This is a genomic window from uncultured Alistipes sp., from assembly GCF_963931675.1.
In the GTDB taxonomy this organism is placed as follows: Bacteria; Bacteroidota; Bacteroidia; order Bacteroidales; family Rikenellaceae; genus Alistipes.
Map to the genome: position 1 here is coordinate 342,798 of NZ_OZ007039.1, position 13,166 is coordinate 355,963.

The 13,166-nt window shown below is 46.1% G+C and carries 13 protein-coding genes and 1 tRNA gene; 12 read left to right on the forward strand and 2 right to left on the reverse strand.

Annotated features, from left to right (window positions below; all coding sequences use genetic code 11):
• Positions 1-3: 3 nt before the first annotated feature.
• The 5 genes from lpxD to ABGT65_RS01505 all read left to right on the forward strand — a co-directional run bounded on the left by lpxD (position 4) and on the right by ABGT65_RS01505 (position 4,541).
• Complete coding sequence (gene lpxD / locus ABGT65_RS01485) at positions 4-1,038, forward strand: UDP-3-O-(3-hydroxymyristoyl)glucosamine N-acyltransferase (RefSeq protein ID WP_346699443.1); 1,035 nt, start codon at positions 4-6, stop codon at positions 1,036-1,038.
• A gap of 6 nt (positions 1,039-1,044) precedes the next feature.
• On the forward strand, positions 1,045-2,100 hold the full coding sequence (locus tag ABGT65_RS01490) for a TlpA disulfide reductase family protein (RefSeq protein ID WP_346699444.1): 1,056 nt from the start codon (positions 1,045-1,047) through the stop codon (positions 2,098-2,100).
• 139 nt (positions 2,101-2,239) lie between these two features.
• Positions 2,240-2,830 (forward strand): crossover junction endodeoxyribonuclease RuvC, encoded by a 591-nt coding sequence (gene ruvC / locus ABGT65_RS01495; RefSeq protein WP_346703038.1) that lies wholly within the window; start codon positions 2,240-2,242, stop codon positions 2,828-2,830.
• 288 nt (positions 2,831-3,118) lie between these two features.
• A tRNA-Arg gene (locus ABGT65_RS01500) sits at positions 3,119-3,192 on the forward strand.
• Between the two features lie 116 nt (positions 3,193-3,308).
• On the forward strand, positions 3,309-4,541 hold the full coding sequence (locus tag ABGT65_RS01505; RefSeq protein WP_346699445.1) for a site-specific integrase: 1,233 nt from the start codon (positions 3,309-3,311) through the stop codon (positions 4,539-4,541).
• Between the two features lie 116 nt (positions 4,542-4,657).
• On the opposite strand, the gene ABGT65_RS01510 is transcribed toward ABGT65_RS01505, so the two are convergent.
• On the reverse strand, positions 4,658-5,206 hold the full coding sequence (locus ABGT65_RS01510; protein ID WP_346699446.1) for a hypothetical protein: 549 nt from the start codon (positions 5,204-5,206) through the stop codon (positions 4,658-4,660).
• 115 nt (positions 5,207-5,321) lie between these two features.
• On the reverse strand, positions 5,322-6,161 hold the full coding sequence (locus ABGT65_RS01515; protein WP_346699447.1) for a hypothetical protein: 840 nt from the start codon (positions 6,159-6,161) through the stop codon (positions 5,322-5,324).
• A 620-nt stretch (positions 6,162-6,781) separates the two neighbouring features.
• On the opposite strand from ABGT65_RS01515, the gene ABGT65_RS01520 reads away from it, so the two are divergent.
• The 7 genes from ABGT65_RS01520 to ABGT65_RS01550 all read left to right on the forward strand — a co-directional run bounded on the left by ABGT65_RS01520 (position 6,782) and on the right by ABGT65_RS01550 (position 13,161).
• On the forward strand, positions 6,782-7,270 hold the full coding sequence (locus ABGT65_RS01520; protein ID WP_346699448.1) for a DEAD/DEAH box helicase family protein: 489 nt from the start codon (positions 6,782-6,784) through the stop codon (positions 7,268-7,270).
• 336 nt (positions 7,271-7,606) lie between these two features.
• Positions 7,607-8,452 carry a hypothetical protein gene (locus ABGT65_RS01525; RefSeq protein WP_346699449.1) on the forward strand — a complete coding sequence of 282 codons (846 nt, stop codon included), beginning with the start codon at positions 7,607-7,609 and terminating at the stop codon, positions 8,450-8,452.
• 415 nt (positions 8,453-8,867) lie between these two features.
• A complete protein-coding gene (locus tag ABGT65_RS01530; RefSeq protein ID WP_308654001.1) occupies positions 8,868-9,164 on the forward strand; it encodes a hypothetical protein in 297 nt (98 codons plus the stop codon).
• 892 nt (positions 9,165-10,056) lie between these two features.
• Positions 10,057-10,440 carry a hypothetical protein gene (locus ABGT65_RS01535; protein WP_346699450.1) on the forward strand — a complete coding sequence of 128 codons (384 nt, stop codon included), beginning with the start codon at positions 10,057-10,059 and terminating at the stop codon, positions 10,438-10,440.
• Positions 10,441-10,442: 2 nt separating this feature from the next.
• Complete coding sequence (locus tag ABGT65_RS01540) at positions 10,443-11,537, forward strand: zinc-ribbon domain-containing protein (RefSeq protein ID WP_346699451.1); 1,095 nt, start codon at positions 10,443-10,445, stop codon at positions 11,535-11,537.
• Entirely contained in the window at positions 11,534-11,989 is a 456-nt protein-coding gene (locus ABGT65_RS01545; protein ID WP_346699452.1) for a hypothetical protein, read from the forward strand. The genes ABGT65_RS01540 and ABGT65_RS01545 overlap by 4 nt, the downstream gene beginning before the upstream one ends.
• Positions 11,986-13,161, forward strand: a complete 1,176-nt coding sequence (locus ABGT65_RS01550; RefSeq protein WP_346699453.1) for a hypothetical protein — start codon at positions 11,986-11,988, stop codon at positions 13,159-13,161. The genes ABGT65_RS01545 and ABGT65_RS01550 overlap by 4 nt, the downstream gene beginning before the upstream one ends.
• Positions 13,162-13,166: the final 5 nt, after the last annotated feature.

The following is a 13,166-nucleotide window of genomic DNA, read 5'->3' on the forward strand; positions in this document are numbered from 1 at the left end:
ACTATGATGGAATTCACGGCCGAAATGATCGCCGGATTTTTGGGCGGCGATGTCCTCGGCGACAAAAACGCCTCGGTACACACCGTATCCTCGATCGAGGAGGGAAAAGCCGGTTCGCTGGCCTATCTCACCAACCCCAAATACGAACCCTATCTCTACACCACGCAGGCCTCGATCGTCCTGGTCGACCGCTCGTTCGAGCCCTCGCAGCCCGTTGCGGCGACCCTCGTCAAGGTGGATGACGCCGCCGCCTGCGTCCTGCGGCTCCTCGAAATGTACAATGCCGCCAAGCCCCGCCGCCAGGGAATCAGCCCCCGGGCCGCCGTCTCGGAGCAGGCCTCCGTCGGCGAGGAGTGCTACATCGGCGACTTCGCGGTCGTTGAAGAGGGGGTTCGGATCGGGAAAGGGTGCCAGATCTATCCCCAGGTCTACCTCGGACGAGGGGTCACCGTCGGCGACAACACGACGCTCTACCCCGGCGTGAAGATCTACGAGGGGTGTACGGTGGGCGCCCGCTGCATCCTCCACGCCGGAGCCGTGATCGGCGCCGACGGTTTCGGATTCATGCCCAACGCCGAGGGCGGGTTCGACAAGATTCCCCAGTTGGGCAACGTCATCATCGAGGACGACGTCGAGATCGGCGCCAACACCTGCATCGACCGCGCCAAGACCGACTCGACCGTCATCCGCCGCGGCGTGAAACTCGACAACCTGATTCAGATCGGCCACAACGTCCAGATCGGCGAAAATACCGTCTCCTCGGCGCAGACCGGCATCGCCGGGACCTCGCGCGTGGGCCGCAACTGCTTCCTGGCCGGACAGGTCGGCATCGCCGACCATGTGACGATCGGCGACCGCGTGAAGGTCGGCTCCAAGAGCGGCATCGACAAGAATGTCGGCGACGACGAGATCCGCTTCGGCTACCCCGCCCTGCCCGGAATGCAGTACCACCGCTCGTCGGCCATCTTCAAGAACCTTCCCGAACTGGCGCGCCGCGTTGCCGAACTCGAAAAGCAAATCAACGAACTCAAAAAATAAGAGACCATGAAAAAATTCTTCATCTTTGCAGCCTCCGCCGCCCTGCTGTGGAGCTGCAGCCCCAAGAACCAGTATGTCATCGAGGGGCAGATCGAGGGTGCGAACCCCACGGTCTACCTCTTCACCCAGGAGAACAACCTGCTGGATTCGGCAGCCGTGAAGGACGGCTCGTTCCAGATCAAGGGCATTGCCGAGGAGCCGCAGGTCGCCGTCCTGCGGGATGCCCGGGAGGAGAGTGCGACGTTCGTCGCCATGCTGCTTCTTGAGCCCGGCACGATCACCGTCAGCGATGACCCCGACAGCCCCTTCCGCAAGCGCGTGAGCGGAACCCCGGCCAATGATGCCAGCACCGCCTATGGCGATGCCGGGAACAAACTCGTCCAGGAGTACCGCGACAGCGCCACTACCGAGGAGCGCCGCACAGCCATCGAGGAGGAGTACGATGTCCTGACCCGCCAGACTGTCGACCAGAACCGCGACAATATCTTCGGCGCCCTGCTGCTGGCCCAGCAACTGGGATTCGACCTCTCGGGACAGGAACTGCTGGATGAAATTGCCAAATTCTCGCCCGAGATGCAGCAGAACCAGCTCCTCGTCGACCTCAAGGAGCGCGCCGAGGCCAAAATGAAAACCGATATCGGCCAACCCTACATCGACGTCGTACAGCCCGATGCCGACGGCAACGAGGTGTCGTTGAAATCGGTGGTCGAGAACCCGGCAAACAAGTACGTGCTGCTTGATTTCTGGGCTTCGTGGTGCGGTCCCTGCATGGGCGAGGTCCCCCACCTGAAAAAGACCTACGACGAATTCCACAAGAAGGGATTCGAGATCTTCGGCGTCACCTTCGACGACAACCGCGAAGACTGGCTCGATGCCGTCAAGGAGAACAAGATGAACTGGGTGCACGTCGGCCTGCTGAACGGATTCGACAACCAGGCCGCCAAGGATTATGCCGTCAATGCGATTCCGTCGAACTTCCTGATCGACAGCGAGGGCAAGATCGTCGCCAAGAACCTGCGCGGCGAGGCCCTTTACGAGAAGATCGCCGAGCTGCTCCAGTAATCCGCATCCGGCAATCGGTCCGAGGCCCCTCCCTTCCGTCCGGCGGAGGAGGGGCCTTTGTTCCGGGTCCGGGCCGCAAAATCCCGTTTTCCGCAAAACCATTGCAAAGGGCATGAACACCCCGAAAACATACCGCATCATGGGCATCGATCCCGGCACGAACTACATGGGTTACGGCGTGCTGGAGGTCGAGGGGCGCACGGTGCGCCCGGTGGTGCTGGGCGACATCGACCTGCACAAGCTGACCGACCCCTATGCCAAGCTGCGTTACATTTTCGAACGGGTGGGCGCCCTGATTGAGCAGTATGCCCCGCGGGAGGTGGCGCTCGAATCGCCCTTTTTCGGAGAGAACGTACAGTCGATGCTCAAACTGGGGCGGGCACAGGGCGTGGCGATGGCTGCAGCGCTGAGCCGCGACCGGGCGGTCTTCGAATACGCGCCGATGCGGATCAAACAGGCAATTACAGGTCGGGGGTCGGCCACGAAGGAGCAGGTGGCGGCGATCGTCTGCCGGATCCTCACGATCGACCGTCCGCCCCGGCGCCTCGATGCCACGGACGGCATGGCGGTGGCCCTGTGCCACTATTTCGCCACGGTGAGCCCGTTGAATGCCGCGCTGGGCGAAGAACGGGTGAAGGGGCTCGGAGGGGGCAAGAAAGCGGTTTCGAAAGGCGGGTCCCAGAGTTGGGAGCAGTTTTTGAAGCAGCATCCCGACCGGGAGGTGAAGTAAGGGTACCTGGAAGAGCCCCCGGGAGAGGCGGCAACGGAGAGGGAAGAACCGGGAGAGGCCGTACCGGGGTGGGAAGATTCGGGAAAGGCTGCGATGCAGGAAGGCCGGAAAAGATTGCGACCGGAGAGGAGTGACGGAGGCGCCGATGAAAGGAGACCCATAACAAACTGACAATCTGACAAAAGCGAATCCGAGAAGAAAGAAAGGCTTCGATTCCGAAATTTTTTTAAAAGATTTATTTGCGAGATTCGGAATTTTAGCGTACATTTGCACTCGCAATAAAGGAAAGGCGCCGTAGCTTAATTGAATAGAGCATCTGACTACGGATCAGAAGGTTACAGGTTTGAGTCCTGTCGGCGTCACTCTCAAAATCAACCACTTACAGCAATGTGAGTGGTTTTTTTGTGTGCTGTTTTGGGCAGTTTTTACCGTGAAATCGGGGATTTGTTTAAACCAATGTTTAAACCGAAAATCGGTTATGAACACTACCCTCACAACCGTTCTGTACACCTCTAAAACCCTATCCAACGGCACCCATCCCCTCATGTTGCGGCTCACGAAAAACCGCCGAATCAAGTACATCAGCCTGCACATTTCGCTCGATGCCAAATTTTGGGATTTTGACAAGGGGCGTCCCAAACGGAACTGCCCCGAAAAGGAGCGCATAAATGCACTGATCGAGACCAAGACAAAAGAGTTGCAGGAACAGATCATGGACTTCAAGACAAGCGACAAGGAGTACACGTTGAGCACGTTGGTCGAAAAGGCATCCCGCAAAGTCGTGCGCCAAACCGTCGGTGACTATCTGAACGCCTACATCGACCGTCTGCTGGCCGTGAACCGTGTCGGAAACGCCAAGACCTTTCAGGAACTCCGCACCTCGCTGACCCGATTCTGCCATTCGCTGGACTTCTACTTTCTCGACATTGACACCGAGTGGCTGAAACGCTACGAGCAATGGTTGCGGGTGGAGCGACACTATTCGGACAACTCCATCGGCATCCGCTTCCGCTCGTTGCGCGTTCTCTACAACAGTGCCATCACCGACGGTCTCATCAAAAAGACGGACTACCCTTTCGACACCTTTAAGGTAAGCCGATTCAAAGAGGCCACAGCCAAACGGTCGCTCACCAAGGAGGACATTCGGCGGATCATGGATTGCAAAGTGCGAACACTGACCAAGTACCCCAAACCGTTCCTGCAACTGGCAAAAGACTTGTTCATGTTCAGTTATCTGTCATGCGGAATCAATCTGACCGATATTCTGCACATCCGTTATGCCGACATCGTGGACGGGCGACTGGTTTTCAACCGTCAGAAAACGGGCAAACTCCTCTCATTCCAGTTACAGCCCGAAGCCCTTGCCATTCTCGACAAGTACCGTCAGCCGAACACACTTCCGCAGGATTACATCTTTCCCGTGCTGAAACGAACCGTCCACGTCTCGGCCCAGCAACAATACGGACGTGTGCAACGGACAAACAAGCGGATCAACCGTTATCTGAAACTCATCGGTGAACACCTGCACCTGCCCATCCCGCTGACGACCTATGTTGCCCGCCACAGCTTTGCCACCGTGTTGAAAAGGTCGGGAGTTTCAACCTCCATCATTTCGGAATCGCTGGGGCACAGTTCGGAAAAGATCACGCAAATCTACCTCGATTCATTCGAGAACTCGCAGATTGACGAGGCCATGCAACATCTGCTTTGATCCACAAAAAACGAGGGGTGCACGGTTGTTTTAACCAAAGCACTCCTCGTTTCAATTCCGAGAGAAGAAAGGTTGCGGATTTTTCGAACTTCTGCTGACGCAACCTCGACGGATTCCTATTCGTCTTTTACTCTATCCTCGGTCAACTGGCCATCGGCTTTCGGTTTGTCCTCTGTCAGCGGCTCTGCAAACATCTGGATTTTCGTGCCGAGAACGCTTTCGACTCCGTACTCCATCACTCGGCGAACAACGGTCTTTCCTTCGAAAACAACGTGTTCTGCCACATTGTCTTTATCGAGACCGTTCTTCTTACAGTACTCTCCAAAGTCAACGAGATTGGTCAGTCTGCGAGCCTCGTTCTTAATGTCGTAATTGACACGCTTGGGGTCGCCGTAAGTTCGGTTCGCGGCTTCATGCAAGCACATCCGTTTGGTCTCGGTGTTTTGCAGGGCTGACGGCAAGTTGTTGAACATTCGCCTTGCGGCGGTCAATGCCACCCAGACAGGTGCGCTCGGACTACGCCTGCTCTTGTTGTCGTTTTTGTCGTTTCTGTCTTTTTTGTCCTGTTGCCCCTTTGCAGATGCTGTTGAATCGGTTGCGGCTGATGCCGTGATTTGATCGTTGGTTGCACTCTCGGCAGCCGATGAAAAATTATTTTTTGTCATAATAATATATTTTAATGTCGTTAGCTTCATTGCTTCCGACACTGCAAAGGTGGGGCTACGCGGACATAAATACGGGGAGCAAGAAAAAGGCCCGTTTTTACTCTCCCTCTATAAATTACCAATAAACAGCAGGTTGAGTTGCAGAAACACGGCCTTTACAGGACTTAATAATTCCTTTCAGGGAGTCGTCGCTATATAAAAAGCTATCGTTTCTGGTGAATTCGTAGAAATAGCAGATACGCGAAATCAACAGCAGGCGATTCAATGAAACACTTTTGTCTGGCTGCTTCGGACGTTTATCCCCCAATATGTTATTCAACATATTCCGATATATCTGTGTTGCCAGATAAATCCGATACGATGAATTGGTAAAAACCTCCTCGAATTTCCCCGTTTCAATGGAACAATACCGAATCGGCTTGTCTTTGCATTCCCGTTGATAAGTCTCCCGCAACCATTCTAACAAGGCCCGCTTCACTACTGGAAGAATTTCGATATTCTTTTTGCCCTTTTTAAAGGTGATCTCTATCTCCTTATCTGTAAAATCCTCCCCTAGTTTTTTGAACAGTTCCTGTACGGCCTTATTTAACGATGTTGGTCTTATAAGAGCGCAGTTCTTAAACGAGGCCTCGACATAATCGTAAATAAAGACCAGTGCAAACCAAAACTTCTCGACATCCAGCCCCAGACCTTTAACTGTTGCAATTATATCCTCGTTCGCAAGATAATCCGCTTTGGTAAAAGGCATCTTGATCTTACCCGTACAATAACGATATTCGAATTGCAGAGTTTGCGCTCCGAAGGTTTCTTCGTTACAACCACAAGCAACATCAATATACTCGCTCAACTCTGGGTTTGAAGGATCCCAATCCCGACACACAATTCTATCGGTGTCTTCAATTAACATCGTTTGGTACATTTGCATACGGACTTCTTCACGCGTCGTTTCGTCCATGGTCTCCATTATTTAGCGGTTGGCAATTCAAAATTACAGTTTTTCAGGACTAACAGCACCTCGACGCCATATAAAAACCTCTAATAAGACTCTCAATATGCGTTTCAAGCGAATAACAGAACAACGACGCCATATAAAACCCACTAATAAGACTCTGCATATCGACATCGAAACGCGTTTCAGAACAACGTACTATGTAAATACCCGCTAATAAGACCTTTTGAGCGTTTCTCGGTCGATCGAATTCATTTCAGCATCCGTACAACAGGCATATATAGCCATTTAAGGCTGGAATAAAAATGTTACAATAAATTGCATTCGACCTTTTTTATTGAAAATAAAAGTGTTACCTTTGTAATACACAAGAGGAAATATCAATTTGGGGTGTCGATAATTCTACGTCCATAAGAAAGGAGGTGCATCTTGCATCTCTTTTTCTTATCTCAAATTGCTATAATTTTTGATCCTGAAATAGACATCCTCTATAATAGATAAGTAGATAGAATCCAAAAAAATAACAGATTCGATAACAAGAGATTTTTATAAATTTTCAAAAAATTACTTCTATGGAAAAATGAATTATAAAAGCCCCCAAAGGCGCTGAATACCTTTCGGATTTTTTGACTGAAATTCCTGTCAACTGCCTTTTTAACAAGAAAAAAACAGGGTGCGGAGCTACTGAATTGGCTATCCGCAACTCAATCCCTACTCTTATTGCCATGCCTTATGTGGCATTGGTCAAGAACAAGACCATTTATCGAAAAGACCATATCTCCGTGTTGGGTGTTTACGAAGGTGTTACCGAACAAGAGATTATCGACTACGCCCGTAATCATACACCTTTGAAGATTGCCGTTACTTACGACTCTTTACCAAGAACCATACAAGCGTTGGAGATTGCAGGCCTGACCCCTTATAAAGATCTCTTTCTTTTGATCGACGAATGGCACGTGTTGTTCAATGCCTATTCGTTCCGACATCACGCCATTGCATCCTTACTGGATTATGCGGCTAAATTCGAGCGTGTGACCTACATGACAGCAACACCGATCGAGCGGGAATATATATTGGATGAAATACGGCATCTGCCAACCTGCGAAATAAATTGACCTGACCTGACCCAAGTAAATGTACGGGCTCGGCAAACCAACAAACCAGATCAATACATCATCCAAGAATGCCAAAAGGTTCTGCAAGGCAATCTCCCCTACAATCTGCATATCTTTGTAAACAGCGTTCAATTTATTGCAAGGATAATCAACGCCCTCAAGGCTACTCCTGAAACAGTCAAGGTCGTTTGTTCTACAAGCGGGGAAAGCAGACAAGAGAATCAAAGCAAGTTAGGCGAAGACTTCCCAATAAGCCAGCCCTCCGATCTTGTAAAGAAAATCAACTTTTACACCTCAACCTGTTTTGAAGGGTGTGATATATACGACGAGAATGGTGTGACATTCATCGTCAGCGATGGACGAAAAGCACACACTCAATTGGACATTTCGACTCTGTTCACGCAGATATGTGGTCGCGTGCGAAACTCCCGTTACAAAACTCAAATCATCCTTGTCTACTCTTCGACCAAATACAGTTCGGCTGTCACACTCGATGATTTTGTCAAAGCTACCAAACGGACATTAGACGAGGCCAAAAGTTATGCCGCCGAAATAAATTCATTGAGTGATGCAACACGGATTAAAACGCTCTCAAAGATTCCCTATATCAACGAGCAATATGTGCGAATCGAAGAGAACAAGCTGGTTGTGGATAAAAATCTGGCCAACATAGACATCGTAAACTTCAAGATATGCCATCAGATTTATGCCACTTATATCACTCTTACCAAGGAACTACGGCAATACGACTACAAGATAGTGGTACAATCTTACGACTACATCCGTGAAAAATTGGAGAAACAACCTTCGGCCCGTATCCCCTTCAAGGATCTGTTCAACGAATACAGCCGTCTAAAGTCACAAACCGAATCGTTTTTCGTTGTGGATAGTCTTGCTCAACAACGGGCTGTCATTGAACGTCGGAATCCGTTGGTCAAACAAGCCTACGAACAATTGGGAATCGAGAAAGTCAAGGCGCTGAAATACCATGTCGGCAATATTCGCCGCGAACTGGTCAAAAGTCTCAAAAAGGGAAGCGATTATAAGATTGTAAAGATGATAGACATGAAATTTCAAAAACAGGAACCCATTCCCAAAAGCCAAATAAAGGAGGATTTGCAAGCTATTTACGATTCGTTGGGATTAAAGCAGATTGCCAAAGCGACAGACCTTGCCAGATGATACGAAACCAAGGACGCCACAATTCGCAGGAATGGGAAGCAGATCGCCTGCATAACCATCATACGAGACAAGTGAATCACAAAAGAATAGCATGGGACACTGAAAAACTCCGATCGACACGACACGTGGATCGGAGTTTGTTTTTATACACACCATTCAAACAGGCAATCCCATTTTCGATCCCCGCCCCGTTTTATTTGGGAAAGGATCTTTTTGCACCTATCCTCTTATTAAGAATCCACATCTATTTCTGTTCCTGCATTTCCGTTCTGAAAAGCCCATCTAAAAGGCAGGCATGATGCTCATTCGATGATCGAAAAGATTCTTTACAGAGTTGAATGCGCTCGGATTCAATTCCCTTTTCGATGGAGTTATGTTTCTATGGTTATTTGGGAATTTCTAATCACAAATAATCATGAGCACAATTCAAGAACAGGCACGACGCATGACCGATCTCCATGTCTTGTGGGGACAAAGTTCGGTAATCGACGAGTTAATCCAAGCAGGACGAATCGACGAAGAGTACATCTATCCCTTTAATGGGGAAGAGGTGTTGGAGTGGTGGTTGGTGACATCATGGCTGGCCGACCGATTGAGAGAACAGGGCGAAATCATCATCGACGAACTGGGCTGCCATTGGTGGGGACGAACGTCAAGCGGACAGGCCATTTACATGGACCATGTAATTGAACAAATCTGCGAGGACAATTAACCCCATGTTACAACGAACAAAGTTCTAAATCCAGATTAGTGGCTCTTGGAGAAAAACTTTGTTTTGGCGAAATTTGTGTTGCAACAACCCTGAAAAAGAGGGTTTATGCCATTGCATTTCCAACGATTGTTTCCTACTTTTGCAGGAGACATATTGAATTACGGAAGTGTAACTTTATTCTCGTGCGACGAACGTAGGAAATTCATAGCACAATAGAGAGAATAGGTGGCATGACTCTCCCGTCATATCCTTCTCGGATACGGCGCGGGGTTGTTGCTTATTTTATCTATTGGGTTTCCTACGACCTGTCGCACTAAAATAAAGCTCCAGCCCTGCGCTTTCTTTATTTACTAACTTGCCATCATAGGGTTGGAAATGGCAATATATGATTATGGGACCCGTCAATACTTATAACTTTATTGAACGATCGCAGAAACTCATCAAACAATACAAGGAACTAAATCTCCCTCCTGAAGAATATTACGATGTCACATTGCTGCTAAATGCATGTGTTGGATTGCTATTTATAGCTCATGAAAAACACAAAAACAAAATACCTAATTACACACTTAAATATCCGACATGGGGAATAAACCCTAACTACATTAAGTGTTGCCAAATATTTGACAAAAAGAAAAAGAATTATAGACCAGAAAGAATAAGTTTACAAAGTGTTTGTAAGCATATCCGAAATTCTATTGCACATTGTCGTTTCAGGTTAGAAAATACGAACTCCTCAAAAATTGATCAGATTCATTTTGAGGATTATGATAAAAATAGTCTAACTTTTAGCATGACTATTCCGTTACAGAATTTTACAATTTTCACAACAACAGTATCCCAATATATTCTCAATTTACACAGCAATCAAAAATAAGAAATAAAAATTGTTATGATTTGGGATCGAATAGTCAAATGGTTTCGAGACATGTCAGAGCGGCGTAAATTATTAAACGAATGGAATGATAGTGCCAGAGATGCTTATGTTTCAGGAGCAGTTCCTTCGTTATTAGAAGCCTCGACATCTTGTGGAAATAGCAACTATCGACATGAAATGTCAAAATGGATGATGTCTGGATTTCGAATCAAAGTTAAAAGTGGCAGACCTTTGACAAAAGAAGAATTAATAGCTATTGGTAGAATCATTCTTTACAACAATCAATTAGTTCGTCGTATTGTTGTGTTAGGATGGGATACTCTTGAAGTTTATGATGCAGCGAACAAAAAAGGTGTCCAATGGGCTTTTAGGGATTTTATTAGCTTAAAATTAAATTAGTTATGTACTGTACGAATTGTGGACAACACGTGGCTGATAATGCAAAATTTTGTTGGCATTGCGGGGAGCGCATAACACAACATAATTTGACAACTACACCTGAAGCCATCGACGATCTGGTTACGAACAAAGCCGAAGAGATAATGGTCCAAGAAGATAATATTTCATTCTCTGATCTTGGAACAAATGACTACGTAGCCAAAAAAGCCTCGTTCATAGGAAGCGTAAACGATCCAGAAACTACAAATCCGTCAATTGTTAGCAATTGTGAAAATAGACCTCGATACAAAGAGACCCGCGATACTATTACAAATTACTTATTACGAATAAAAAAAGAGGACACAATTACGCATTCTGTTTCATATTGCATATTAAATACCAACACCAACAACCAGAGTGAATGGTTTGATTACATTAACTATTGCGGATGTGGCATTTTTTATATCCAAAGAAATGGTTTAGGGGGATTAATGGAAGAGTCATTTGCAAACTATCAATTGTGGAATCAAATAAGCAATGACCAAGGTCTCTTCTATTGTGTCGAGAAAAATAACAAATGGGCTATTATCACTATCCAGCATAAAAAAATAGAACAATTAACGGCTTATGAATACGATTATTCTTATCCTTTTATAGAAGGCGCCGCTATTGTTAAACAAAATGATAAATATGGCTATTTTATTTATGATGAAGATGCCAATATAACACGAATAATTCCCTGCATTTTAGATGACGCTCAAGAATTTATAACAAACTCCATAACATGCGACGCCTCTATTATCTATCAAGGGCAATCTTACAAAATGGATAAAGAAGGGGATTTATACATAATCCAAAAAAAGCGAAATTGGCTATTCTTCGGAATAACAGGTTGTTTTAAATTATCACTTCTCAGTTTTGTCATTATATTATATAAAATACCATTAGAAGGAATGTCATACCAAGAAGCATCTCATGCTCCCATATGTACAACAGATATTATCATACTACTTATAGGGACTGCTTGGATTATAATATCTTCAATAAAATACCTTAAAAAGGATGATGTCTATGTGTTTCAAAAGAACATAGCCAAACCCCTCCATAGCAACAAATGAAATATATAATAAGCATATTCGCCTTGTTCTTTACTGGTTGCGGGGGTCTAAAACAATCTCAACAATCGAATGCTGAATCTAACGATTTAGTCTACAAACAATATTTACAATTTCAAGACTATATGTTATTTGGAATTGGAGATAAAGATATGGCGATCGAAAACCTTTTTAAGTCCGCAGAGGCTGGTTGTGGAGAGGCGCAAATCGAATTGGGTGGTTGTTATGCCTACCGCCCCGATTTGATTGGGCGAGAGAAACCGAATATTGATTCAGCTATTATCTGGTGGTGCAAAGCCGCTGAACAAAACGAGTGGATGGCTCAACGGAATCTGGCATACTACTATGCGGACAAACAAGACTGGGAACAAGCAAACTATTGGTTGAAACAAGCCAAAAGGAATGGATACAAAGACAAAGAGTTGCAAAACAGAATAAACAGGAATTTGCAATGACCAACTATCTACTCCTCCTATTCGCCCTGTTGTTTGCTGGTTGCGGGAATCAAAGTTGCGGGAATCAAAAACAAAAACGACACCTGCGACACCAAACACCATGCGATTCTGTAATCATACCTATCCAATCATTTATCAAGGAGATTACAGAATCCTCATTATGGCAGAAGGGAGCATATAATGAGCCAGACTCCACTTATTTAGATTGGAGGCAAATAATAGAATATTATCGGGCTTCCAATTATCCAAAATCCAAACACCTGTTTTTATCTTTAGATGAAGATGATTCTTTTAATATCACGCAACCTCCAAGGCCTTCGGATATTCATTACATAGACACGATGTTGATGCTTACTTACTCTTGTTCATCCCATCAATTGGCAGCAGCATTCAATCGAGAGTTAGAAAAATATCTATCCCAACCCATTACCTTCCAAGAAACTCTTCCATTATTTGAAAATAGCCAAGGAGAAAATGACACAGTAACATTATTTAACCTGTCCCCTGACGGGATTTTTGTTATGAAAACTCCTGATAAAAAATATAAAATCTACAGTTACGACGACAACACAGGTGGTACAGGTCGCAATTATTGTACCTATATTCAATATTTGAAAAATGGCAAAACTGAATGGCGAAAATTACCCGATGGCTTACCACAAATCCGCAAAATATACGCCTTTAAACATCAAGGATTCACCTATTACGCAATCATTAGTTTCCAACGAAATTTTGGTTGTTCCTGGACTGAATTCTTTAACATAGTTACGCTTGAAGATGGAGAGATTATTCCCCATCCTGAATTTTATCCCCACGACATTCAAAATCGACTTTACACCATATACGATAGAGAAACCCGTCGTAAGGAATTGACAGAACATATTATCAAGGAGTGTTTGGGAGCAAACGAACAAAATGTAGCCGATGTGGTCGAAGAGTGTCTGAATGAAGAAGAGGCCATTGCAAGAGCGAATATTGACGAAGAGAAAAATCATACCCATTCTATTCTATTTCCGAATCTGCAATCTGGGATTGATATAGATGTCGATTTTGACCCCAAAAATCTATCCGTTTCTTATAATGACGTAATTTACACAGGCGGAGAAGAAGGGCAATATGGATTATACAAAACCATAGGTAGAAAAAGATTCCAGTTAAATACGAAACATTAGATTTT